Source organism: Nonomuraea sp. NPDC047897 (assembly GCF_043204415.1).
GTDB lineage: Bacteria > Actinomycetota > Actinomycetes > Streptosporangiales > Streptosporangiaceae > Nonomuraea.
On record NZ_JBIDCC010000020.1, the window covers coordinates 23496 to 47066 of the forward strand.

Sequence of the window (23571 nt, forward strand, 5' to 3'; positions counted from 1 at the left end):
GGTCGGTCCCCTGCTGGCGAACCCCGGACGGGACAACGCATGAGAATAGCAATTCGATCTCTGGAAGTCCTAATTTTTCGGGACTTTTGAGCTTGTGGCGTTGATCATCTAGTAGGTTTCCGGCGTACGTCCACCACCGAGGGAGAGAGCGTTGCGCCGTCGACTCGCAGCGGCCACCGCCCTGCTGCTCTCCCTCGTCGCGTGCTCGGCCCCCGCCCAGGTGCGGCAGGCCCCCCGCGGCGAGTCCGCGTTCGTCATCGTGCAGAACCTGGACGTCGTCACCGACTGGGACCCCGCCACCTCCTACTCCAACGAGATCATCGCCTTCCAGAACGTCTACGAGACGCTCACCTTCTGGAACCCGGTCACCGGCAAGGCCGCGCCCCGGCTCGCCACGTCCTGGCGGTCGTCCGCCGACGGCCGGTCCTGGACGTTCACCCTCCGCCCCGGCGTGACCTTCCACACCGGCAGGCCCCTCGACGCGTCGGCCGTCAAGGCGTCGATCGAACGCACGATGAAGGTCGGCGGCGGCGCCGCCTACATCTGGGACGCCGTCGCCGGCATCAGGGCCGAGGACCCGGACACCGTCACCTTCACGCTGAAGTACCCCGTCCCGCTCGACCTCGTCGCCTCCGCCGGCTACGCCGCCTACATCTACGACACCCAGGCCGCCGCCGACCTGCGCGGCTGGCTACGCGGCGGCAGGGACGCCGGCTCCGGCCCGTACACGGTGGCGTCCTGGCGCAAGGGCAAGGAGGACGAGCTCACCCTCAAGGCGTACGACGGCTACTGGGGAGGCTGGTCCGGCCCGCACTACCGCACGGTCAGGTACCGCGTCGTGCCCGACCCCGACCGCGCCTGGCGGATGCTGCTGCGCGGCGAAGCCGGGTTCGTCGAACGGCTCAACCCCCGCCTGTACGCCCGGGCCACCCGGACGCCGGGCGTGCGCACCTCGCAACGACCGTCGTTCCAGACCGCGATGCTGCTGTTCAACACCGCGAGCGGGCCGATGGCCGACGTGCGGGTGCGGCGCGCGGTGCAGCAGGCCGTCGACTACCGCGGCATCGTCAAGCTGCTCAGAGGCGCCGTCTCACCCGCCAGCGGCATCGTGCCCGAAGGCCTGATCGGGCACGTCCCCGACCGGGTGCCGAGGCAGGACCTCGCGGGCGCCGAGCGGCTGCTGCGGCGGGCCGGATACGGCCCCGGCGGCCGGCCGCTGCGCCTGAGCCTCACCTACGCCGAGGGCGACACCGACCAGCGACTGCTCGTCAACCGGCTGGCCATGGCGCTCAAGCCGCTCAACGTCACGCTGGAGGCGCGGGCCATGCCGTGGACCGCCCAGTGGGACCGGGGCAAGAAGCGCGGCCAGGACATCTTCGTCATGTACTGGTGGCCCGACTACGCCGACGGCTACTCGTACTTCGGCAACGTCTTCCGCAGCCAGAACCCGACGATCTTCAACCTGACCTACCTCGACGACCCGGCCACCGACAAGATCATCGACAGCCTGCCCCAGCTGACCGTCAGCGACCGGACCGCCGCCGAGCGCGCCTTCGCCGAGGCCACCGACCGCGTGCTCGACCGGCACGCCGCCGCGGCGCTGCCCTGGGTGGTCAACTACCAGCGGGCCTACCTCGGCGGCGTCCAGGGCTACGACGACAACCCCGCCTACCCCGACGTCGTCTTCGTCTACGGGTTGCGACCCTCGGGCTGACGCTCCGCCAGCCGCTCGCGCAGCCGAACCCTGATCTCCTCGGGAGTGTAGGCGCGGCGACGCCGCTCGGCCCGCGCGATCGCCACGCCCGTCGCCGCCACACCCGCCACCCCGGCCAGCCCGAGTACCTTCCACCAACGCATGTGCCTAGGCTAGCGAGCGTGCTGACTCTCGATGAGGCTGTCGCGCTGACCCGGACCGGCGACCTGTGGGTCTTCCGGGGACGCTCCGTGCCCGACCGCGCGATCCAGACGATGACCAACAGTCCCGTCAACCACGTGGGCATGGCCGTCGTCGTCGAGGACCTGCCGCCGATGATGTGGCACGCCGAGCTGGGCAAATCGCTGCTCGACCTGTGGTCGGGCACCCACCGGCGCGGAGTGCAGCTGCACGACCTGCGCGACGCCGTGACCGTCTGGGCCAACCGCTACGGCCAGCGCGCCTGGCTGCGCCAGCTCGAACCCCAGGCCACCCCCGAGATGGAGGACGCCGCGCTGCGCACGGTCGCCCGGCTGGACGGCACCCCGTTCCCCAGCACGGCCCGCCTGGCCGCCCGGTGGGCGCGCGGCCGCGTCCCCAAGATCCGGCTCCCGCTGCCGCGCCGTGACCGGGAGGAACGTGCCCTGGAGGAACGTGCCCTGGAGGAACGCGCCCTGGAGGAACGTGCCCTGGAGAGCGCCTACTGCGCCGAGGTCGTCGCCCTCACCTACGAGGAGATGGGCCTGCTGCCCGCCGGTCGCCGCCCCCACTGGTACGACCCGGGCAGGTTCTGGAGCGGCGACTCGCTCGACCTGCTCGGCGACCACAAGCTCGGCAACGAGATCACCGTGGGAGTCGAGCGCCCCATCCCGGCGTGACCGCCCGGACCGGCGGCGGGATCACCGCGACCCGCCCGCACCAGTGGCGGGATCACCGCGACCCGCCCGGCCGGTCCCGCCTACCGGCGCCGCCCCAGGGACCAGGCGGCCGCCACGGCCAGCCCGGCCGCGGCCCAGCTCACCACCCGGGTGAGCCGCACCGCGCGGCGGATGTCCGACACCTCCGGCCCGCGGCCGTCGCCCATCTCGGGACGGTGCTCGGTCCGGCCCGCGTAGACGTTCACGCCGCCCAGCGTGACGCCCAGAGCCCCGGCGAACGCCGCCTCGCACCGGCCCGCGTTCGGGCTGGGATGCCGGTGACCGTCCCTGGCCAGCACGGCCAGCGCCCGGCGCCGGTCGGGGGCGGCGGCCACGGCCAGCAGACCCGTGATCCGGGCCGGGACGAAGTTGGCCACGTCGTCGAGGCGCGCCGCCGCCCAGCCGAACCTCTCGTACCGCGGCGAACGGTGCCCCACCATCGCGTCCAGCGTGTTGGCCGCCCGGTAGGCCAGCAGCCCGGGGACACCCGCCAGCGCGCCCCAGAAGAGCGGGGCCACGACGGCGTCGGAGGTGTTCTCGGCCAGCGACTCCACGGTCGCGCGGGCCACTTCGGAGGCCTCCAGCTCCGACGGGTCACGCCCGCACAGGTGCGGCAGCCGGGCCCGCGCCCGGTCCAGATCACCGCCCTCCAACGCCTGCGCCAGGTACGCGCCCTCCCGCGCCAGCGTCGTGCCGCCCAGCACCGCCCACGTCGCCGCGGCGGTCAGCGCCGCGTGCGCCACCGGATGCCGTACACGCTCGGCCGCCACGGCGACACCGGTGACGCCGCCCACGCACACCAGCACGTGGAGCACGCCGTTCGGGCGCGCGTCGCCGTACAGGCGCCGCTCGATCCCCGCCGCCGCCCGGCCGAACAGCGCCACCGGGTGGCCGGCCCGCGGATCGGCGACGAGCGCGTCGACCAGCACCCCCGCGGCGATGCCGGCGGCCCGCGAACGGGCCCGCTCAGACCAGATGAACACGGAGCTCTTCCTCCTGCGCGTCCAGCCACGCGGCGGCCCGGCGGATGCGCTGCCCCGCCCCCTCGGCCCACATCCGCGCCCAGCCGCCGCCGGTCGCGGCCCGGTCGCGCATCACGTCGTACGAACGGTGGAAACGCAGCCGCGCCAGCTCCAGCAGCCGCCGCCGGTCACGCGGCGGCACGCCGTACGCGTCGCAGAACAACCGCAGCCGCGCCCCCACGTCCAGCCCGCGCAGCAGCGGATGCCGGTCCACCGGATCGGCGATCGGCGCCCAGTGGCGCACCGCGGTCACCACGTCGAACAGCCGCGTCGTCGGCCGCGCCAGATCGAAGTCGATCAGCGCCGCGGGCCGCCCGTCCCGGAACACCACGTTGTCCGGCGTCACGTCACAGTGCCCGACGACCTCGGGCGGCGCGTCGTCGTTCGACCCGGCCTGCCAGCCGCCCCGCTCCAGCGGAAACCCGGCGGTCGCGTCGTGGAACTCCCGCAGCAGCACCGCCACCCCCGCCAGCGCCTCGTCCCCGACGACCGCCGCCCGCAACCCCGTCGTCCCGGGCAGATACGTGAGAACCTCGCGGCCCAACTCGTCCACGCCCACCACCCGTGGCGCCCCCTCGAAACCGGCGGCCTCAAGATGGCGGAGCAGGGCGTGCACGGCAGGGGTGAACGGGCCGACGGGCCTGCGCACGGTGTCACCGACACGCACCACCCCGTCTGTCACGTCCCCGCCCTGAAGAGGGATCTCATGGAGGAGCGTCGCGACCATGCCAAGACACCTTAGCCCCATATGTACCGCTGCCGCCTGGCGTTTCCGCCGACCGTAACCGGCCGTCCACCAGGCAGCCCGGACGGGCCCGGCACCCTGTCGCCGTGAGAACGTGTGCGTGACACCTCGCCGGATCATGCACAATAAGGCGGGAGCGCCCTTAGCTCAGCTGGATAGAGCACCGGACTTCTAATCCGACGGTCGCAGGTTCGAATCCTGCAGGGCGCGCGACCGAGACCAGCTCAAACATCGTCTGAGCTGGTCTTTTGCATGACCCGGGTCGTGACGCGGTAGGCGGTGAGAGGCCGCTGTGAGCCTGAGATGTCCCAGGGTCCTGCTGGGTGTTGTGGGTCACGCTGCGAGTGCTTCCAAGATGCGCCGGTTAGCGACATCTCGTTGGTCGTCGATGCACTTGGCGTAGACGCGGAGCATGACGTCCACGCCGTGTCCCGCCCGTTCCGCGGCCTCTGCAGCGGGCACGCCCGCGTTGAGCCGGAGCGAGACGGCCGCGTGCCGGAGGCCGGACGGTCTGCCCGCCAGGGGAGAGGCGACCTGATTGGGTGTGAAGGCATACGCGCGAGCCTCCTGCCCGACTTGTCGTACGCCCGGTCCCGAGATCACGCCGCCTGTGCGCGTGCGGAAGAGCCGGCGTCCGCACGGATGCGTAGTGCACCCCCAGACGTCGCTGGGATGATCGTGGGCATGTCGACAGATTGGTCACGGCCACGCCTACGGTGCCGCGGCCGATGTCCCGCAACTCTTCGAAGAGGTCGCGGATCCGGAGCTGGCCGCGAACGCCTGGCATGAACTCTGGTCCAGCCTCTGCCACCAGGGAACCGTGTACCCGGCAAGCTTTGCCGCCCTGCCTGTTCTGGCGGACATTGCCAGCAGCCGCATGCCCGGCGATCAGCGGGCAGCGATTTCGTTGGCCGGCCGTATCGTCGCCGGGGAAACGCAGCTTCACCAACCGGGATACTGCCGTAAGCGCTACCCAGCCGAGATCGACGAGCTGCAGCGGATCGTTCAGCGCCACCTGACGGAGGAGGCGTTCGAGGGCGACGAACACGACTACCTCTATCCGCTGGAGGACCTGCTTGCCTTCGAGGGCGTACCGGTGTGGAGCGAATGCCTACTCCCGAATCTCCACGACGTCATCTGCCCATCCTGCTCCGAGCATCTGGAGATCGACCTCTCCCACAGCTCCACCCCCGGCACTCGCCGTCGTGACCCACATGAAAGTGTGCGAAAGCTCAACTTCAAGGGGCCGACGCTGACAGGTATCCGCCCGGCGAAGCCTGCCGACCTCCAGTTGCTGGCATCCCGGCTGCATCGCATGGCTGTCAAGGCCGGGCAAACCGCGGCCGCCGAGCACCTGACTTACCTGTTCGGGCACACGACGTGCCCAGCCTGCGCTGCGGACTTCTCTGTGCCGAAGCAGATCGAAGCCTTCTTCCTTGACGGTCCGCAAGCTGCCTGACGCTACACATGGTCGGCTTGCGGCGGCCCGAAGAGCGCCGGTGACGGCTCCTTACGCGACAGGGTAGGCGTCTTCCAGCTCATGACGGTCGGCCGAAAGCAGTACCTCCACCACGACCAGCGGCTGGCCGGAGGCGTCCCGCACAGCCCCGAACACCGCCAGAAGCGGCACGTTCTTGGGCATGCCGAGCTGCTTGGCCTCGGCGGCGGTGGGCATGCGCGCGGTGATCTCTCCACGATGTGATCGAAGCGGACGCCCTTGCGGGACTGCAGATGCTGCCGGATGCCCTGCGGCAACGGCTCGCCGCTGGTCAGGTCGGTACCCTCCGACAGCTCCAACGGCAGCCACAGCGACACCAGCTCGCTCGGCTCGCCCTCGCGGACGACCAGGCGGCGGCGCAGGAACGCCTTGCTCTTGGGCTCAGCAAGGACCGCGACCCGGTTGGGCAGGGCCACGGCAGCGGCCTCGATCAGCTCACCGGGGGCGTCGGTCTCCGGGCTGGTCAGGTATGCCTGTCCGGGGCGGTTGGACTCCACCGTGGCCATGGCGGGTCGGCCGCGCACGAAGCGGCCCTTGCCCTGCTGGGACTCGATCCAACCCTGTTCACGCAGCACTCGCAGCGCTGCCACGACGGTGGGCCGGGAGACGCTGAACTCCTGGATGAGCTGGTGCTCGCTGGGGAGCATGGAGCCGGGCGGGTAGGTTCCCGATTCGATACGCCGTTGAAGGGCCTGCACAAGCTGTGCATACATCCGTCCCCCTCCAGAAACGGGAGCCGTCACCGCCCCGCCCGTCTCCTACTTGGCGACGTAGGTCGCCAAGACGTCCGCCGCCCCCTCCACGTCATCCACCGGATGACGCCGCTCCGCGTGCTGCCACGAGTAGTACGCGCCGCCGTACCCGACGAACACCCACACCGGCAGCCCCGGCTCCGGCCGACGCACCATCAACGCACTGTTGTTGTCGCGCAGCTCAGCATTGACGCCGCGCGTCGCCAGCCGGTCCCGCAGGCGGATGAGTGCGTTCGCCTCCTCCTGCTGCCCGAGGCCGACCATGGCCGCCTGCATGACGGAGTTCATCTCCCGCTCCCTTCGCCCTGGCCGTCGCCGAGGCAGTCGAGACACTTGCGCTCCTCATTCCGTTCCGCCTCCTCCCCGCCGGTGTCGATCAGGAGAGAGCGGCGCGAGCTCTTGAGCTTGTAACCGCGTCCCCGACGCGCAGGGCAGGGCCTTGCCTCGCTGTTCTCGTCTGGCCGGGTCACCGTCGCCCTCTCCTCGCGAGTCGTTCGGTACTTCCTACGGCGGGAGCCCGCTTCACTTACGTTATTGATTGATGGCAAGTCCACCGGCAAAGCAGAATGAGGGGACCCGCTGATAAGCCCCCCTCTTAACCCCTTTTCGATCTCCGCTCGGAAAGCAGGCCAGAAATGCCGGAAGCGACACCTAATGAGCGACTTCGGAACTGGCGACAGCAGGCCGGTTTGACCCGCGCCGAAATGGCGAAAATAGTCAACCTCTCCAAGAGCGGGATCAAGCACAACCTGGCCTGCGACGAGGAGCGCGTACGCCGATGGGAAGCGGGCGAGGTCACATGGCCCCGCGAGCCATATCGCCTGGCGTTGACGGAGGTCACCCACCTTGACCCGGAAGACCTGGGTTTCACCCCCACCAAACGCACACGCACACCCGCAAACGCCCACACAACGGCCGGAAGCATCACAAACACGCTTCGTGCCGCGACGCTTGTAGGACTCGGCGAGGACGAAAAGGACCTGCGACGTCGAGAATTCGTCGGCCTCACTGGAACCGCCCTCTTCAGCGCCGTACTGTCCCAGCCCGAACCCGCCCAAAGCGCGGAACAGGAAATCGAGCGGATCGCCGCCGTACTCGTGGACTACTCCACTCCCGCAGACGGCCCCATCGACCTCGAATCACTCGCGAGCGCGGTCGCCGCCGCCAAACGCAACTACCAGGCGTGCCGATACGCCGAAGTGACCGCCAAGCTGCCGGTCCTTCTGCGCCGGCTCCGCGCCGCCTGCGCATCCTTGCACGGCGACGACCGGCTACGAGCTCACACCCTGTGCGCCGAGGCGTACCACGTGACCGCCTCCATCCTGCTCAAGCAGGAAGACAAGGGCCTGGCATGGCTTGCCGCGGACCGCAGCGTTCAAGCCGCTCATGCCAGCGAGAGCCCGCTCATGATCGGCTCAAGCTCCCGCATCATCACCCACGCCCTCATGGACGGCGGACACCACCGCGCCGCCACCGACAACGCACGCGGCGCAGCCCAACGCATGGACGCCGACCTCACCGCCCCCTCCTCGGACGACCTGTCCATCTACGGGTCCCTGCTGCTACGCGGAGCCATCGCCGCCGCCAACACCGGCAACCGGCACAACACCGCCGAACTCCTCGACGAAGCCGCAGAGGCCGGCACCCGACTCGGCCACGACGCCAACCACATGTGGACCGCGTTCGGCCCCAACAATGTCCTGTGCCACCGGGTCAACGTCGCCCTGCGCTTCGGCGACGCGGGCACCGCCATCGACTACGCCCGCCAGGTCGAACTGGACAAGCTCCCCATCAACGAACGCAAGGCCACACTGCTGCTCGACACCTCCCGCGCGTTCCTCATGTGGAACCAGCACGACAAGGCGCTGCACATCCTGCGCGCCGCAGGCGAGATCGCCCCCGAGGAGATCACCGGCCGCCCGGCGGCCCTCCGGCTGGTACGTGACATCCTGGCAACCGCCCCGATCAGCGTCCGCCGTGAAGCCCGCGAGTACGCGGCAACCCTGGGAGTCATCGCGTGACCCAACTCGGCAAGGTCCTCTACATCATCGTCTGCGCCGCCGGCCCCGCCCCCGACGTCGGACGCCTCGTCACCCTCGCCCAAGACGCCGGCTGGACCGTCCAGATCATCGCCACCCCGTCGGCACTCGACTTCATTGACGTCGCCGAACTGGAGAAGCAGACCGGCCGCCCCGTCCGCAGCCAGTACCGCAAGCCCCACGAACCCAAGCCCCCCCGAGCAGACGCCATCATCGTCGCCCCCGCGACCTACAACACCATCAACAAGTTCGCCCAGGGCATCGCCGACACCTACGCCCTCGGCCTGCTCTCCGAAGCCCCCGGACTCGGCATCCCAGTGGTGATCCTGCCCTTCGTCAACACAGCACTGGCCTCACGCACACCGTTCCAGCGCAGCGTCGACCAGCTCCGCGCCGAAGGCATCCGCATCCTGCTCGGCCCAGACCAGTTCGAGCCGCACCCGCCAAGCTCCGGAGCGGAACGCATCGACAGCTACCCCTGGGCTGCAGGACTGGAGAACTTGCCGAATTGATCTGTTAGGTATCAGGCGGCGGCGCGCCGCGCCGCCGTACCCGGCCCTCCGCCGCCCGCCGCCCGCCGCCCGCCGCCCGCCGCCCGCCGCCCGCCGCCGCCGACCGGCGTGCGGCCTGGGGGCCGGTCCCGGTCGGCGGCGGCCCGGGCCGTAGCCGTACCACGCACCCGCCGCAGCAACGGAACGCGCCGACCTCGGCGGCGCACCGCCGCACGAGCTATCTGGGCAGAGCTGGTCGTCCATGCCATGATCCGCCCATGGACGCGGATGCCTTCTGGGCCCTCATCGAACGGTCCCGGCGGGAAACCAGCACCAGGAAAGCCCGCCTGAAGTGGCTGGAGGAACGCATCAGCGGCCTCCCAGTCGATGACATCATCGACTTTCAGAAGTGGCTCGACATCTGCGAGTACCAAGCCAACACCTGGGACCTATGGGTGGCCTACCACGCCGTCTTCCCCCTGGGCTCAGACGACGGCTTCCTGTACTTCCGCCGACCCGCTTGTGGACCAACGAGGAGGACCCCGAATTTGAATCGCTCGGATACGTCGCCTCCGAGCCGTACACGAAGCGCACCGGCCTGGAACTGGCCACGCTGCACGACCAAGCACATGCGCGTACCGGCCTGGGTGAAGATTGGTACAAAATGCGTGATGAGCAGCCGAGCCCCATCGGCGAAGAAGAGTTCGCACGCAGATTTCCGCGCATCATGAGCTACTGGGGCGGAATACCCGATCCTTCTGCCGAATGAATCCGCGGGGACAAACCAAAAGCCTCCGGCGGGGCCGCTCCGGCTCCGGGATGATCGCCGCGCGGACCTGAGGTTCGTAGGTTGTTGAGGTGGCGGGCGAGGTAACGCAGGAATCCGCGCTAGTGCTGCCGGGATCGGCATTATTAGGCCCTCGAGCCGTCCACCCATGCCCAAACGATCACCAGCGCTTCGGGATTGACTGCTGCTCTTTCGATGGCTGCCAGGATTTCCGGCTCGTTGCCCTTGTAGTAACCCTCTGATCAAGAGGGTAATGGCCATCATCCGAACATGGCCTGTCTGTCTCCGATGGAGATGTACGCGCTCAGGTAAGGACGTGGCAGGCGTGCTCGCTTCCGACGGCGTTGCAGGAGTAACGGATCATGATCATCTCGTCCGCCATCGACCTGGACAAGCCAACATTGCTTGGTGCGGCTGACCGAGTGGCAAGCAGGTGATTCACCGAGCTTTCTGGGAGCCACCTTGGGAGCCACTGGAACGGACGATCACGAACTGCGGCGAACGGAGACTTGCAGTGAGGATGCCGCCAGAGGAGGTGGCGGACGCCTGCGAACGCCCATGAAGATCGTTTGGGGACACGATCGAGGTCAGCATCGAGCAGGGGTAGGTCGCGGCGATCGATGACGGTGGCCGCCCACGGGTCGAGCTGCCCGAGGACCGGTAGCCTATTGCCCCCGGCACTGTTCACCAGTGGCAATAGCTTTTCCACCTCCACGTCCAGCAGCCAACCTCGCTGCCGCGCGATCTCCCATTCCTCGGCGTTGGCGCGGCGGTGCTCACGGCGCGCGGTCCGAGTAGCCCGACGTAGGCTCTTCGGGCGAGTCTGAGGAGGGCGCAACACCTTCGGTTCAGTCCGGCCGCGGGCGTCCAACCATGCGCCGCAGCACCGCCACCTCATGACGCAACACCATGATCTCCGCGTCCTTCGACGCCTGGCTGCGGCCCAGCAACATCAGCCAGCCGAACACTCGAAGCGCGATCAGATAGAGCAGGCGGACAAGCACACGACGCGATCTTGCCTGCAGGGACGGACTCCGTCAAACCACAGGCCAGAGCCATCGCGGCTGCATTTTGACGCGGTACAGGGGTTCTCTCGGACCAGCCGCAGAGTGAGCGCGCGGATGGAGCGCACGGTGGGTGGACGGCCCGGCCGTGTCCTCTGACAGGTACGGGCGTGACGCTGCCTGAGCAGATTGCGGCGCCACCACAGTCGACGGGTTGTACTCCGACCGGCCCTCCATCCCGACCGGACAGCTCAGACGGGACGCGTTGGCCGGCATTCGTTTGATCCCGGGCTCCGTGCGGGAAACGGGGCTAGTGCGAGATCTCCAGATCCGTCACCACGGCGGCGTGGTCGGAGTAGAACTTGCCGGGCTGGTGGGCGGGTAGCCGGTCGTCGACCGTGAACGAGTCACGCACCTTCACCCCCTGCCCCTTGGCGAAGATGAAGTCGATGCGGTCCTTAGTGATCATGTAGTCATAGTCGGGCTGAGGGCTCCAGGTCTTGCCGGGCGACTTGCACACGTTACGGTTGGCGGCGCGGTAGGTGTCGACGAACCCCGCGTCGGTCACCACATCCGTCGCCTGCAGATCGTAGGAGAGGCCGTAGTGGCAGTGGGCGCTGCCCTTGGTCCAGTCGGCGGCGGACAAGGTGTTGAGGTCGCCCCCCAGGATCACCGGGTCGGTGTTGCCTGCGAGCATGGTCGGCAGGTGGTTCTTGATGATGTCGGTAACCTGGGGCAGTTGCACGGTGGTGTCGGCCTTTACCACGTCCTCGTCGGAGTACGGCTTCGGCTCGCCCTTCTTGACCGCCGCCGCGTTGGCGTCGATCATGTCGCCGACCCAGGGGTCGGAGTAGTTCACCCAGGTGTCGAAGAAGTTCGCCTCCCGGCCGCTGGGCAGCTTGACGCGGATGCCCCCGAAGTAGAAGTCGTTGATGATGCCGCCGACCGGCTTCGGGTAGGCCTGCGTGATCGGGTAGTGCGTGAAGATCCACAGGTTGTCGGCCGACCTCGAGGTGATCCGGGTGGCGGTGTAGTCGCCCTTCCCCGCTCCGGCGCTCAGCCCGGCACGGATCTCCTCGGCGCTGCCGTACGTCTCGACGGCCAGGAAGACGTCGGGCGAGATGTCGACCAGCTGGTCGATCAGCAGCGGCAGGTTCTTCTCGCCGCCAACGGCCGGGTCCTTGCCGCCGTGCCAGATGTTCCAGGCGAGCACCCTGACGTCGTCCGCCACGGGCTTGGCGTGCGCGGGGGTGGCAGCGACGGCGGCGAGGAGGAGGGCGGACAGCCCGCCCGCCACCCATGTAACGCGTGACATAGTACTGCTCCTCACATGTTGCCATTGGGGCAGGTGAATGTGGTTGAGGAGAGGCTAGCGTCCATTTATGAAAATGACTAGGCTAAATCGAGCAACTTCACACACGGTTCCGCTGCCCGTCACTCCGGCTCCGGCTCCGGTCCGCATCGTGCGGGCGCGCCGCGACGAAGAGCCCGCCGTGTTCGTCGTACGGCCATGCCGTTGAAGTTCTCGCTCACGGCGGTCGACGCCGACGCGCCGCACGAGCGGCACCCTTCGTCGCACCGCCCGTGACTTGTGCCGGGACGACGTTGCGCTGGCCCGCGTCCTCCGCTCCGGTCGACGGCGTGGCGGCTGCCCGCGCCGACGCTCACCGGCTGCTGCCGGATCTGTTCCCCGCCTGATCCGAGCCGCTCTTCTGGCACCGTCCCGCGCCAACCAGTCCGATTGGAATAAAGTATTCCGTTCTGGCAGAATGGAGGCACCGACGGTCTCGTCGTCGGTGGTGATCAGCGGCGAGGTCACGGGCGACCTGCTGCCGGCAGTCTCACGGAGGCGGAGCATTGATCCTCACGCAGCGCACCCTCAACCGTACGCTTCTCGATCGGCAGTTCCTGCTGGACCGCACCTCGCGTCCGCCCCTGGACGTGATCCGGCACCTGGTCGCCGTCCAGGGGCAGGAGCCCAACTGGCCGTACGTCGGGCTGTGGACACGCGTCCACGGCTTCCGGCACGAACACCTGGAGACGCTGATCCACGATCGCGGCGTCGTCCGCTCGACCGCGATCCGCAGGACCGTGCACCTGATGAGTCCCCATGACTTCGCCTGGTTGCGGCCCGCGGTCGAGCCCGTCGTCAGCGTCGCCCTCCGGCACGCCTTCTACGCGCGGGAGATCGACGGACTCGACCTCGGCGAGCTGGCGCGGACCGGCCGTGAACTGCTGGGCGGCCGGATGCTGACCCGGCGCGAACTCGGCCGGCTGCTCGCGGAACGGTTCCCGGGACGCCACGCGGGCCGGCTCGCCGACGCGGTGGAACTGCTGCACCCGCTCGTCCACGGGGCGGCGGCCGGCGTCTGGGGGAAGTGGAAGAACCGGTCGTCGATCGAGGTGGCCCTCGCGGAGGAATGGACGGGCATCCCCATGGCCGCGGAGCGGCGGCTGGAAACCATGGTCGTGCGCTATCTGGCGGCGTTCGGGCCGGCGAGCGTCATGGACGTGCAGGCCTGGGCCGGGGTGACGCGCCTGCGCGAGGTGATGGAGGGGCTCCGGCCCCGCCTGCGCGTCTACCGGAACGAGGACGGCGAAGAACTGTTCGACATACCCGAGGCGACGCTCGCGGACCCCGAATGGCCGGCGCCGGTGCGCTTCCTGCCCGCCTTCGACAACGTCCTGCTCGGCCACCGGGACCGGCGGCGGATCATCAGCGAGGAGGATCGCCGGCGTATCGCCCCGGCGGCCTCGGGCGGTGTTCCGACGTTCCTCGTGGACGGCTTCGTCCGCGGCGTCTGGACGCTGAAGGACGACACCGTGTTCGTCTCACCGTTCCGGCCGCTGGCCGACCCCGAAGCGGTGCTCGCGGAGGCGAAAGGCATGCTGCCCTTCGTCGGGGCGCGCATCGCCAAGATGGCCTGATCACGGAACGGCCGTTCATGCGTCCCGCGCCGCAGGATGGGGCGGGACGCGTGGGCGGCCAGTGATCACGACCGGTCAGGAATCGAGAAGTGCCGGTCACCGCCGCGCGGCTAACGTGACGGGTATGGACATCAGCATCCACGCCAGCACCCTGCCGCACGACGACCCGGACGCCTCCCTGGCCTTCTACCGCGACACCCTCGGCTTCGAGGTTCGCAGCGACGTCGGACACGGCAGGATGCGGTGGATCACGGTCGGCCCGGTCGGCCAGCCCGGCGTGTCGATCCTCCTGGCGCCGCCGGCCGCCGACCCCGGGATCACCGAGGACGAACGCCGCACCATCGCCGAGATGATGGCCAAGGGCACCTACGGCTGGATCCTGCTGGCCACCCGCGACCTCGACGGCACCTTCGAGCAGGTGCAGGCCGGCGACGCCGAGGTCGTTCAGGAGCCGACCGAGCAGCCCTACGGCGTCCGTGACTGCGCCTTCCGCGATCCCGCCGGCAACCTCGTCCGCATCCAGGAGATCCGCTGAGCCGTTCGGCGGGACACCCGCACCGGCGAGCACGGGTCGTCGCCTCCCTCGGGGCGTCCCCATGCCCGTGAACATCGACGACAGGAGTTCTCTCATGTGCCATCCCGCATGGGGACGCGCGCTCACCGCGGCGCACCGCCTGAACGACCTGGCGCGGCTGCGCCGCGTCCGCGACCGGATCGACCGCGAGTACGCGCAGCCGCTGGACGTCGAGGCGCTCGCCCGTGGCGCGAACATGTCGGCCGGGCACCTCAGCCGCCGGTTCCGGCTCGCCTACGGCGAGTCGCCGTACTCCTACCTGATGACGCGGCGCGTCGAGCGGGCGATGGCGCTGCTGCGACGTGGCGACCTCACCGTCACCGAGGTCTGCTTCGCGGTCGGCTGCTCGTCGCTGGGCACCTTCAGCACCCGCTTCACCGAGCTGGTCGGCATGCCGCCCAGCGCCTACCAGCGTCAGGCGGCTGACGCAGTGGCGGGGATGCCGTCGTGCGTGGCGAAACAGGTCACCAGACCGGTCAGGAATCGGCGGGCGCAGGTCCGCGGGCCGCAACCGGCGTGATCGCGGGACCTCGGAGTGCGCCGCGCCGGTCATGGGGGCGGGTGGGGTGGCCGCCGGACGGATGCGTACGCTTCGTGTGCCCACAAGATGCAGGTGACTGGAGGAAACATGACGGCCGCGCCGCCGCGTGAGCTGGAGGAGAGACTGCGGGACACCCGCGCGAGACTGGAGAGCGACGTCGATCTCTGGGTCGCCACGCCCGGCTCGTCGGACGGGGTCCACCTGATCCCGCTCTCGTACCTGTGGGACGGCACGGCGTTCCTCGTCTCGACGCCGCGTTCCTCGGTCACCGGCCGCAACCTGCTGGCGGACGGCCGGGTGCGACTCGGTCTCGGGCCGACCCGCGACGTGGTCGTCGTCGACGGCGCCGCCGAGCCGGTGGATCTCGCCGACCTCGCCCCGGGGACCGGCGACGCGTTCGCGGCCAAGACCGGTTTCGACCCCCGCGACCTCGACGAGCCCTACCAGTACTTCCTGATCCGGCCACGACGCATCCAGGCCTGGCGGGAGGCGAACGAGCTGCGGGGACGCGACCTCATGCGCGACGGCCGCTGGCTCGGCTGACACCGCACGCCAACACCCCATCCCGACGGGCGGTCGCGGGCCTCAGGTCCGCAGGTCGCTACGCCTCCCACACGGGGAAGTCCTGAGCCGGTACGCCGTCCGGCCCGGAGCTGTGCGCCTGGGCGTCCATGCCCGCGTACAGCACCGTGCCCATGACACCGAAGAGCGCGCTGTGCAGGGCCATGACGGTGATGGTGAGCTTGCGCCCGACGGCTTCCTGGAGCGTCAGGGCGGCGACGGGGTTGATCGAGTACATCATGCGAACCATCAGCAGGGTTCCCACCTCGGCCGCGGTCAGCATCACGGCCATGTCGTGCACGGCGTTGAGGGTCTCCACCGCCTGCGCCAGGTCGTAGGCGTGCGCGACGGCACGGTCGGAGAGCTGGATCCCCGCGGTCATGAAGGCCCGCAGCTTCGCGTCGGCCGCCTCCATGGCGCCGCCGCTCCACGCCTCCGCAAGGGCCCGCCTGCCCGCGGGGTCACCGCCGCCGAACTGGGCATCGAGCTCCCTGGCGATGTCCGCCCAGTAGTCGACGTGCGCGTCGAGCTCGTCGTCGCTGCGGACGATCGCGGTCGACCAGAGCAGTGATCCCATGACGGCGGCGAACGACAGGCCCGCGGCGGCCTTGAGCAGCGCGGCGGTGCGGCTGCTCTGCCGCGCGGCGCGCGACAGATCGGACTTCTGTTTGGCGGCCGCGGCTTTCTGCATCCTGTCCCGGTCGCCGCTCCTGTGTGCTTTCTCTACCTGCTGGTTGTGGTGGTAGCGGTCTTCGTAGTCGCTGCCCAGGGCGACGTACTGCTTGTTGGCCAGCATGTTGCGCAGCTTCAGCCCCGCCAGCGCGCCGCCTGCCGCGGCACCGTCCATTGCCGCCAACTGCCACAACTTGTCCCGGTTCGGTGGTCCGAACAGGGGATTGACGCTGCTGTAGGTGCCGCCGTCCTGAAGCAGTTGGTAGTCGAGAGAGCCGGTGGCGTCCTTCAGCGCCAGCATCGCACGCACACCGGAGTGCTCGGCCTGGGCGTAGCCCTCCTTGCTGGTGGTGATGCGCTCCGGCAGTTGCGTGGCGGACAGCCCGCCACGCGCCAGGCGTTCGCGGAAGTCCGCGAAACCCTTGTTGTACCGCAGGCGGGCGGCCTCGCCGACCAGTCCGAGGGCGCCCAGCGACAGCTCGGCCGCCGCGTGCACGTCTCCGCTGCTGCCGTCACCCCGCCGTTGCAGTCCCTGCAGCACCGTGGCGGTCTCCTCAAGACGGACGCGTGAGTCGTCGAATCCGGCGCCGCGTGCGTGGAGCGTGGGTTCCGTCACAGATCAACCGTCCCTTCCGTAGCCTTGATCATGGTCAAAGGTAGCCGTGCCTCCTCCCGGTTCCGTGCCGGGTTCGGGCGCCGATTCGACGGTGCGGGGTCAGCACACCGAGGGGATGCAGGTGTAGGGGTTCGCGGGCGGGGTGGCCCAGTCCGCGGGGGGCCACGCCGGAGCCGTGGTGGTGGGCGCGGGGGCCGGTCCGCTGGTGCGTTCGGGCTCAGGGTCGGGGGTGGGGGCCGTGGCGGTGCCGCGGTGCTCCTGTGCCGTCGGCGGGCTCACCGGGCTCGGGCTGCGGGCCGCCCTGGTGGCCGGCGCCGACGTCTTCGGGCGGGACGTCCGCTCGGGCGCCGGGGGTGACGTCCGTCGCTCGGCCTGTCGGGTGTGCGCCGACACGGTGGCGGGGGAGGGGCTGGGCAGCACCGGTGGCCGGGACGTCGCGAGGCCCGCGGGGGGCGGATTCGCCGGGTCGCCGCCCAGGTCGAGCAGCACGCCGCCGGTGACCAGCAGGGCCGCCGCCGCGGTGCCGGCGATCGTCGCGATCAACGTACGTCGGGACCGGCGCGCCGGGGGACGCCCGGGGAGCGCGGTGAGCCGGGCGACCAGGTCGTCGGCGGTGGGCCGGCCGGCCGGGTTCTTGGCCAGGCTGGCGGTGACGAGCCGCAGCAGCGGTCCGTCCAGCCCGGAGATCACCGGCTTGGCGTGCAGGATGCGGTTGATCACCGCGGGGGTGGAGTCCACGCCGAACGCGGGCCGGCCCGAGGCGGCGAACACCATGGTCACGCCCCAGGCGAAGATGTCGGCCGCCGCGGTCACCGGCGCCCCGCCCAACTGTTCCGGGGCGAGGTAGGACGGCGTCCCCATCAGCGGTCCGGTGGACGCGGTGCCCGGCGCGTCGAGAGCGCGGGCGATGCCGAAGTCGATCACGACGGGACCTTCCGGGCCCATCAGGATGTTGGCGGGCTTGAAGTCGCGGTGCTGGACCCCGGCGCGGTGGATGGCGGCCAGCGCGGTGGCGGTGCTGATCGCCAGCCGGTCGAGTGCGGCGCCGCGTCGCGGGCCCTCGGCGGTGACGAGGTCGCGCAGGGACGGGCCGGGCACGTACTCGCTGACGATGTACGGCCGCTGGCCGGCGAGGTCGGCGTGCACGACGGGCGCGGTGGAGAACCTGGCCACGCGCCGGGCGATCTCCACCTCGCGCAGGAACCTGTGCCGCGCGTCGGGGTCGGTCAGCAGGCCGCGGTGCAGGAGCTTGACGGCGACCTGCGCACCGGACGTCGTCCGCCCCAGGTAGACGACGCCCTGGCCGCCCTCCCCGAGGCGGGCGGTGATGTCGTACGGGCCTAATCGCCGCGGATCGTCCTCCGCCAACGGCTGGCTCACGCGGGCCCCCCAGAACACACCGACAGAGAGGGCCACAAACTATCAGCGCGGCTGTCGGGGTGTCTCGCATTCGTGATCAACGGGGAAGCGGCGACCAGGCGGGGCTCAGGGCGCCTGGGCCGCGGCTGTGCCCGCCATGGCGGCGGACATCCGCGCCGCCCACGTGGCGCCCCGGGCGTCGAGGTGGGCCGCGAGCGCGTGCCAGCGGGCCGGGTCCGCGGCGTCGGCCACGACCGCCTGACAGGGTGTCAGCCGGTCGAGCGGCCCGGGCGGTCTCGCCAGGATCGGGGCCGTGTGGCAGCCCGGCCCCTGCCACGCCTCCGGGAGGTGCGCATCCTCCTCCAGGAGGGGGCGCGGGATGAGGAGGGCCTCGCGTGCGAAGCGGTCACCGGTCGTGTCACCCCCCGCGCGGAACATCGCCGCCATGTGCCGCATGTGGGCGACGACGCCTCGCATGATCGGCGGGCGGGCGACTCGGAGCCCGGCCACCGTCCCGCTGTAGTGGGCGTCCAGCTCGGCCAACTGCCCGTAGACCGCCCGGAGGCCGAGAGGCATCCGCTCCGTGGCCCACCGCAGCACGTAGGTGACACACCGGATCATGCCGGCGGCCCTGGTGAGGGCCATGAACCAGGAGTCGAAGCCGCCGCTCTGCCGGGCGTCGTCCAGCAGGCCGTACGAGCGTTCCACCAGCATGCTCATCACCGGCGCGGCCCGGCGCGGCAGGGCGGAGAGCGCCGGCTCGGTCAGCGGAGCGGCGGCCCAGGCTCGGCCGGTGTCCGGCAGGCGCCCGCCGAAGAAGGCCCGGACCAGCGCGTCGGCGGTGCCGGCCTCGGCCGGCGCCCGCAGCACCAGGGTGATGGCCCGCGCGGCGCCCGTGACGTCGCGGCACAGTCCGGCCGACACCACGTCCGCGATGTACTCGATCGCGGACGTGGGCTCTCCCGTCCGTGCCGCGTGGTGCAGGGCCGCTCGCAGCAGCCGTGCGGACTCCAGCAGGCGGCTGTTGGCGTCGGGGTCGTCGCCGGAGGCGCGCCAGGACTCCCGGAGCGTGTCCTGGACGTCCCAGCGGGCCAGCAGGTCGGTCGCCCACGCCGATGGAAGGTAGTCGGACCGGCGGGACAGGTACCCGCTGAGCTCTCCGTCGCCGTCCCGCGCGAGCCGCAGGAAGGGCACGTCCATCGAGGGGTCGAACCGCAGGCCGATCGCCTTCTCCAGCCCGCCGGCCAACCCGACGAGCACCGTGTGCCGGGCCCGCCGCTGCTCGAACCGGACGCCGAACCGGTGCAGGCCGACGACGGCGTCGCAGGCGCTGGCGAGCAGCGCCTCCTTCGTCAGACCGGCGAGCACCTCGACGAGCAGCTCGGCCCCGGGCGGCGCCTGCCGCGCCCGCCATGCCGTGGGGATCATCCGAACATGCCGATCGTTCCGACGATGTCGCCGTAGTTCTCGCGCGCCGCCCGGAAGCCCTCGATCAGCCATTCGCGCATGGGCCGCCGGTCGGTCCGCTCGTATGCCAGCCCGCGGCGGGTCCACTGGACCCCGAGGTCGTCGAGGAATCGCCCCGGTTTGCCCGCCGCCGCCAAATGGTCCATCTCGGCGAACACCTCGCGCAGGTGGAGGCGCACCTCGCGCTCGGACTCCAGGTGCCCGAGCGGCAGGTAGACCCCGTCGGTGTCCTCGGAGAGGTCCCGGAAGACGACCAGGCCGGGCAGCGGCGGGACGCGTGAACCGCTGAAGAGCGTCCGCACCATCCGGTAGGCCGGGTCCACCCCCACGCCGACCTCCGCCCACTGCCCGAACGCGCCCGCGCCGACGGGGACCGCGATGGGGGCGGGCCGATCCAGGGTGAAGAGGACAAGCACGTGGGGCCCGCTGTCGTCCGCCATGGTGCCGGAACGGACGTAGTCGACGATCGGCGGATCACCGGCCGGGTGAAATGCGAGAAAACAGCATACAGAGGAGTAATTCCGTAATGCCCGCAAATTCTCGGGTTGGAGAAGATGGGACAGATCCTTGACGTTCCCCACGTCGAACCGGTGGTCCGAGGTCGCCTCTTCCAGAATGGCCTGCAGGGAGATGACCAGCATGCCGAGCACTGTAATGGCTGCTACGCGGAATATCCGCCGCTTTCCCCGGCGCCACCTCTCATCGGCGGACAGCGGGCGGTAGGCGATTTCCGTGTACGCCCGGATATATCCCGCGTGCCGAGGTGTGGGAGGATCCGGCGCGTGCGAACCAGAGGGGCGTTGCTCGTGGCGGGGACCACGTCCGACGCGGGCAAGAGCGTGCTGACGGCCGGGATCTGCCGATGGCTGGCCCGCAGGGGCGTCCGGGTGGCGCCGTTCAAAGCCCAGAACATGTCGCTGAACTCCTACGTCACCGCCGGCGGCGCCGAGATCGGCCGCGCCCAGGCCGTACAGGCACAGGCCGCCGGCCTCGAACCGGCCGCGGACATGAACCCGATCCTGCTCAAGCCCGGCAGCGACCGGCGCAGCCAGGTCGTACTGCTCGGGCAGCCGGTCGCCGACGTGGACGCGATGGAGTACGGCGAGCTCAAGGAGCTCCTGCGCGAGACGGCACTGGCGTCGTTCGGCAGGCTGCGGGACGCCTACGACGTCGTGGTGTGCGAAGGGGCGGGCAGCCCGGCCGAGATCAACCTGCGCCGCGGCGACATCGCGAACATGGGCCTCGCACGGGCCGCGAACCTGCCGGTGGTCGTGGTGGGCGACATCGACAGGGGCGGAGTGTTCGCCGCCTTCTACGGCACGGTCGGGCTGCTGGACGCCGCCGACCAGGCGCTGATCTCCGGATTCGTGGTGAACAAGTTCCGCGGTGCCAGGGAACTGCTCGAACCCGGGCTCGACATGCTGCGCTCGGTGACCGGCCGGCAGGTGTACGGCGTGCTGCCGTGGCTCGACGGGCTCTGGCTGGACGTCGAGGACTCCCTGGCGCTCGACGGCCGCTCCGTGGCCGTGGGCGAGCCGTACGGCAGGCAGACGCTGCGCGTGGCCGTGGTGCGGCTACCGCGCATCTCGAACTTCACCGACCTGGACGCGCTGGCGGCGGAGCCGGGCGTGGTGGTGCGGTTCGTACGGGGGCCGGGCGAGCTCGACGACGCCGACCTCGTCGTGCTGCCCGGCTCCCGGGCCACGGTGGACGACCTGGCCTGGCTGCGGCGTACGGGCCTCGCGGCGGCGCTGGCCGCCCGGCCGGGGCCGATCCTGGGCGTCTGCGGCGGCTTCCAGATGCTCGGGCGGGAGATCGTCGACGAGGTCGAGTCGAAGGCGGGCAAGGTCGAAGGGCTGGGGCTGCTGCCGGTGCGGGTCGAGTTCGCCGCCGGCAAGACGCTGGCCCGGCCGTCCGGTCACGCCTACGGGCATCCGGTCACCGCGTACGAGATCCACCACGGCGTCGCCACCGTCGAGGGCGGCGAACCGTTCCTCGACGGCTGCCGCGTCGCGAACGTCTGGGGCACCACCTGGCACGGCGCCCTGGAGAACGACGCCTTCCGCCGCGCCTTCCTGGCCGACGTGGCGGCGCGGTCGGGCCGCGACTTCGTGCCCGCGCCGGACACGGACTTCGCCCGGCTGCGCGAGGACCGCCTCGACGCCCTGGGCGACCTGGTGGAACGGCACCTCGACACGGACGCGCTGCTGCGCCTCATCGAACACGGCCCGCCCGGCGTGCCCGTCCTTCCTCCCGGCGCGCCGGCCCCCGTCTAGGGCCGCCCGGCTCCGCCTCACCGGACCGGTAATCGGGCCGCCCGGCTCCGCCTCACCGGTCCACCGGGACGACGCCGTAGGCGGCCGCCCGGAACAGGAAGGACGCCCAGGACCGGTAGGGCCGCCAGGCCTCGGCCAGCCTGCGGTACGCGGCCGGCGGCGCGTCCTCCGGCAGGCCGTACACCTCGCGCAGGATCGCGAACAGGCGCGGCTCGTCACCCGGGAACGCGTCCGGCGCGCCCGCGCCCCGGATCAGGATCAGCCCGGCCGAGAACGGCCCCACGCCGGGCAGGGCCCGTAGCTCGGCCAGCGCCTCCTCGGGCGCGAGCGCACGCAGATGCTCGGCGGTGAGCACGCCGTCGAGCGCCGCGCGCGCCAGCCCGCGCAGCCACTCCTCCTTCTGCGCGGGCAGGCCGAGACCGCCGGCCTCCAGCAGCGTCACGGGCGGCGGGAAGGCCGCGTACTCCCGGCCGTCCACGGTGACCTTCGCGCCGAACCGTTCGGCGATGCGCTGCTTGATCCGGGCGGCGACGAGCATGGACGAGCGCTGCACGACGACCGCCCAGCACGCCGCCTCCCACGGGCTCCAGAAGCACACCGGCCGCAGGCCGGGACCGCGCCGCTGCAGGTCGCCGAGCACCGGATCGGCCTCGCCGAGCGCGGCGAAACCGGAGCCGTCCACGTCGAGGGACAGGATCCGCGCGACCTCGCCCCGGATCCCCGGCCCCGCCGGTCGCGTCGTGGCGACCGCGACCCCGCCCGGCGCGGCGGTCACGGTCACGCCGACCGGCAACCAGTCGGACTCCGCGCAGTAGGCGAAGCGCAGCGCCCGCCCGTCGCAGGGCAGCGCCCCGGTGGCCGGCCAGTCCGCCACGAAACGCAGCGCGGCGCCGAAGTCGAACGGGCCCACGGCGTCGATCATGAATCCGTGCGTCGTCATGGGCGTAGGGTAGACGCCCCGCCGGACCCGCCGGGGCAGCGCTCCACCGTCGGCCTGCCGGTCAGGATGCACCCGCCACGTCGACGGCGGCGGCGGCGAGGGTGAGCACCGGGAAAACCGCCGTGGGCGGAACCCGGTAGACGCCCCGCTCGGGCTGCTCCACCAGGCCGGCCGAGGTCAGCGTCTTGAGATGGTGGTAGAGCTGGCCCTGGGAGGCGAGGTTCAGCTCGCTCTGCAACTCGGCGATGGGGCGGGGGCCCACGACGAGGAGCTGCAGGATGCGCAGCCTGGCCGGGTGGCCGGCCGCCGCCAGCACCGCCGCCAGCGGGGCGGCCGGCCGCTCGACCAGCCAGCCGGGGGAGCGGGCCACCTGCCACGCCCAGGCCCGACCGCCCAGGCGGGCCTCGCCGCCGTAGACCAGCCGGCCCGTGTCGCCGCCCGCGGGGCCGCCCGCCGGACTGCCCGCCGGGCTCGCCTGGGCGCCCGCCGGACCGTCCTGGGCTCCGCCGGAACCGCTCCGGCCGCCGGCCGGGCCGCCGTCGCCGCCCGGCACGGCCCGTTCGCTCTCCAGCGCCGCCACCCGAGCCTCCAGGTCGGCGAGGCGTTCCTCGATGCCGCTCACGTTCCGCACGTTACCGTCGATCCGGAATTCCGGAGCGGCGGCGCCCGGGCTGTTGCCGGATGCCGGA

At 70.9% G+C, this 23571-nt stretch carries 24 protein-coding genes, 1 tRNA gene and 2 pseudogenes; 13 read left to right on the forward strand and 14 right to left on the reverse strand.

Translation table 11 applies throughout. From position 1 onward, the window contains the following. Positions 1 to 151 precede the first annotated feature (151 nt). Entirely contained in the window at positions 152 to 1714 is a 1563-nt protein-coding gene (locus ACGF0J_RS33835) for an ABC transporter substrate-binding protein (protein WP_393152568.1), read from the forward strand. Here the strand turns inward: ACGF0J_RS33835 and ACGF0J_RS33840 are convergent. Continuing rightward, on the reverse strand, positions 1690 to 1857 hold the full coding sequence (locus ACGF0J_RS33840; protein WP_393152570.1) for a hypothetical protein: 168 nt from the start codon (positions 1855 to 1857) through the stop codon (positions 1690 to 1692). The two genes, ACGF0J_RS33835 and ACGF0J_RS33840, sit on opposite strands and share 25 nt — an antisense overlap. A 21-nt stretch (positions 1858 to 1878) precedes the next feature. On the opposite strand from ACGF0J_RS33840, the gene ACGF0J_RS33845 reads away from it, so the two are divergent. After that, a complete protein-coding gene (locus ACGF0J_RS33845) occupies positions 1879 to 2571 on the forward strand; it encodes a hypothetical protein (RefSeq protein ID WP_393152734.1) in 693 nt (230 codons plus the stop codon). An 80-nt stretch (positions 2572 to 2651) separates the two neighbouring features. Here the strand turns inward: ACGF0J_RS33845 and ACGF0J_RS33850 are convergent, their stop codons facing one another. Together ACGF0J_RS33850 and ACGF0J_RS33855 are read right to left on the reverse strand one after the other, a co-directional pair. Continuing rightward, positions 2652 to 3593, reverse strand: a complete 942-nt coding sequence (locus ACGF0J_RS33850) for a cobalamin biosynthesis protein (RefSeq protein ID WP_393152572.1) — start codon at positions 3591 to 3593, stop codon at positions 2652 to 2654. Beyond that, positions 3577 to 4359 (reverse strand): phosphotransferase, encoded by a 783-nt coding sequence (locus tag ACGF0J_RS33855; RefSeq protein ID WP_393152574.1) that lies wholly within the window; start codon positions 4357 to 4359, stop codon positions 3577 to 3579. Before ACGF0J_RS33855 ends, ACGF0J_RS33850 begins: the two co-directional genes overlap by 17 nt. 154 nt (positions 4360 to 4513) lie before the next feature. Between ACGF0J_RS33855 and ACGF0J_RS33860 the strand changes: the two genes are divergently transcribed. Both ACGF0J_RS33860 and ACGF0J_RS33865 read left to right on the forward strand, forming a co-directional pair. After that, positions 4514 to 4587 (forward strand) — tRNA-Arg (locus tag ACGF0J_RS33860). Between the two features lie 610 nt (positions 4588 to 5197). Further along, positions 5198 to 5836 carry a hypothetical protein gene (locus ACGF0J_RS33865; RefSeq protein ID WP_393152576.1) on the forward strand — a complete coding sequence of 213 codons (639 nt, stop codon included), beginning with the start codon at positions 5198 to 5200 and terminating at the stop codon, positions 5834 to 5836. Between the two features lie 51 nt (positions 5837 to 5887). Here ACGF0J_RS33865 and ACGF0J_RS33870 read toward each other — a convergent pair whose 3' ends face one another. The 3 genes and pseudogenes from ACGF0J_RS33870 to ACGF0J_RS33880 all read right to left on the reverse strand — a co-directional run bounded on the left by ACGF0J_RS33870 (position 5888) and on the right by ACGF0J_RS33880 (position 6915). Continuing rightward, positions 5888 to 6052, reverse strand: a complete 165-nt coding sequence (locus tag ACGF0J_RS33870; RefSeq protein WP_393152736.1) for a hypothetical protein — start codon at positions 6050 to 6052, stop codon at positions 5888 to 5890. Between the two features lie 356 nt (positions 6053 to 6408). Further along, positions 6409 to 6588: pseudogene (locus ACGF0J_RS33875) on the reverse strand (GntR family transcriptional regulator); the annotation flags it as partial. Between the two features lie 45 nt (positions 6589 to 6633). After that, positions 6634 to 6915, reverse strand: coding sequence for a hypothetical protein (locus tag ACGF0J_RS33880; RefSeq protein WP_393152578.1), 282 nt, complete (start codon positions 6913 to 6915; stop codon positions 6634 to 6636). Between the two features lie 401 nt (positions 6916 to 7316). Between ACGF0J_RS33880 and ACGF0J_RS33885 the strand changes: the two genes are divergently transcribed. From ACGF0J_RS33885 to ACGF0J_RS33900, 4 genes and pseudogenes are all read left to right on the forward strand, one after another. Then, on the forward strand, positions 7317 to 8648 hold the full coding sequence (locus ACGF0J_RS33885; RefSeq protein ID WP_393152580.1) for an XRE family transcriptional regulator: 1332 nt from the start codon (positions 7317 to 7319) through the stop codon (positions 8646 to 8648). Continuing rightward, positions 8645 to 9178, forward strand: a complete 534-nt coding sequence (locus tag ACGF0J_RS33890) for a flavoprotein (protein WP_393152582.1) — start codon at positions 8645 to 8647, stop codon at positions 9176 to 9178. The genes ACGF0J_RS33885 and ACGF0J_RS33890 overlap by 4 nt, the downstream gene beginning before the upstream one ends. Before the next feature lie 257 nt (positions 9179 to 9435). Continuing rightward, positions 9436 to 9657: pseudogene (locus tag ACGF0J_RS33895) on the forward strand (DUF4240 domain-containing protein); the annotation flags it as partial. Between the two features lie 20 nt (positions 9658 to 9677). After that, positions 9678 to 9926, forward strand: a complete 249-nt coding sequence (locus tag ACGF0J_RS33900) for a hypothetical protein (RefSeq protein ID WP_393152744.1) — start codon at positions 9678 to 9680, stop codon at positions 9924 to 9926. Positions 9927 to 10792: 866 nt separating this feature from the next. Here the strand turns inward: ACGF0J_RS33900 and ACGF0J_RS33905 are convergent. Then, entirely contained in the window at positions 10793 to 10948 is a 156-nt protein-coding gene (locus ACGF0J_RS33905) for a hypothetical protein (RefSeq protein ID WP_393152584.1), read from the reverse strand. A gap of 310 nt (positions 10949 to 11258) precedes the next feature. After that, positions 11259 to 12263, reverse strand: a complete 1005-nt coding sequence (locus ACGF0J_RS33910; protein WP_393152586.1) for an endonuclease/exonuclease/phosphatase family protein — start codon at positions 12261 to 12263, stop codon at positions 11259 to 11261. 542 nt (positions 12264 to 12805) lie between these two features. Between ACGF0J_RS33910 and ACGF0J_RS33915 the strand changes: the two genes are divergently transcribed. From ACGF0J_RS33915 to ACGF0J_RS33930, 4 genes are all read left to right on the forward strand, one after another. Next, entirely contained in the window at positions 12806 to 13876 is a 1071-nt protein-coding gene (locus ACGF0J_RS33915; protein ID WP_393152588.1) for a winged helix DNA-binding domain-containing protein, read from the forward strand. A gap of 124 nt (positions 13877 to 14000) precedes the next feature. Then, positions 14001 to 14411 carry a VOC family protein gene (locus ACGF0J_RS33920; RefSeq protein ID WP_393152590.1) on the forward strand — a complete coding sequence of 137 codons (411 nt, stop codon included), beginning with the start codon at positions 14001 to 14003 and terminating at the stop codon, positions 14409 to 14411. A 94-nt stretch (positions 14412 to 14505) separates the two neighbouring features. Beyond that, positions 14506 to 14970 carry a helix-turn-helix transcriptional regulator gene (locus ACGF0J_RS33925; RefSeq protein ID WP_393152592.1) on the forward strand — a complete coding sequence of 155 codons (465 nt, stop codon included), beginning with the start codon at positions 14506 to 14508 and terminating at the stop codon, positions 14968 to 14970. Between the two features lie 108 nt (positions 14971 to 15078). Continuing rightward, positions 15079 to 15534, forward strand: coding sequence for a pyridoxamine 5'-phosphate oxidase family protein (locus tag ACGF0J_RS33930; RefSeq protein ID WP_393152594.1), 456 nt, complete (start codon positions 15079 to 15081; stop codon positions 15532 to 15534). Positions 15535 to 15592: 58 nt separating this feature from the next. Here the strand turns inward: ACGF0J_RS33930 and ACGF0J_RS33935 are convergent, their stop codons facing one another. The 4 genes from ACGF0J_RS33935 to ACGF0J_RS33950 form a co-directional block, all read right to left on the reverse strand. Further along, entirely contained in the window at positions 15593 to 16840 is a 1248-nt protein-coding gene (locus ACGF0J_RS33935; RefSeq protein ID WP_393152596.1) for a hypothetical protein, read from the reverse strand. 99 nt (positions 16841 to 16939) lie between these two features. Further along, positions 16940 to 18220 carry a protein kinase gene (locus ACGF0J_RS33940; RefSeq protein ID WP_393152598.1) on the reverse strand — a complete coding sequence of 427 codons (1281 nt, stop codon included), beginning with the start codon at positions 18218 to 18220 and terminating at the stop codon, positions 16940 to 16942. A gap of 105 nt (positions 18221 to 18325) precedes the next feature. Continuing rightward, the gene (locus ACGF0J_RS33945) at positions 18326 to 19627 is read right to left on the reverse strand and encodes a hypothetical protein (protein WP_393152600.1); all 1302 of its coding nucleotides are present in this window, start codon (positions 19625 to 19627) and stop codon (positions 18326 to 18328) included. Continuing rightward, positions 19624 to 20307: a hypothetical protein gene (locus ACGF0J_RS33950; RefSeq protein WP_393152602.1), complete on the reverse strand. Its 684-nt coding sequence runs from the start codon at positions 20305 to 20307 to the stop codon at positions 19624 to 19626. The genes ACGF0J_RS33945 and ACGF0J_RS33950 overlap by 4 nt, the downstream gene beginning before the upstream one ends. A gap of 141 nt (positions 20308 to 20448) precedes the next feature. On the opposite strand from ACGF0J_RS33950, the gene ACGF0J_RS33955 reads away from it, so the two are divergent. Beyond that, the gene (locus tag ACGF0J_RS33955) at positions 20449 to 21942 is read left to right on the forward strand and encodes a cobyric acid synthase (RefSeq protein ID WP_393152604.1); all 1494 of its coding nucleotides are present in this window, start codon (positions 20449 to 20451) and stop codon (positions 21940 to 21942) included. 52 nt (positions 21943 to 21994) lie between these two features. Here the strand turns inward: ACGF0J_RS33955 and ACGF0J_RS33960 are convergent, their stop codons facing one another. Together ACGF0J_RS33960 and ACGF0J_RS33965 are read right to left on the reverse strand one after the other, a co-directional pair. Next, positions 21995 to 22882: a DNA-3-methyladenine glycosylase family protein gene (locus ACGF0J_RS33960; protein ID WP_393152606.1), complete on the reverse strand. Its 888-nt coding sequence runs from the start codon at positions 22880 to 22882 to the stop codon at positions 21995 to 21997. Positions 22883 to 22943: 61 nt separating this feature from the next. Then, a complete protein-coding gene (locus tag ACGF0J_RS33965) occupies positions 22944 to 23504 on the reverse strand; it encodes an ArsR/SmtB family transcription factor (protein ID WP_393152608.1) in 561 nt (186 codons plus the stop codon). Between the last annotated feature and the right edge of the window lie 67 nt (positions 23505 to 23571).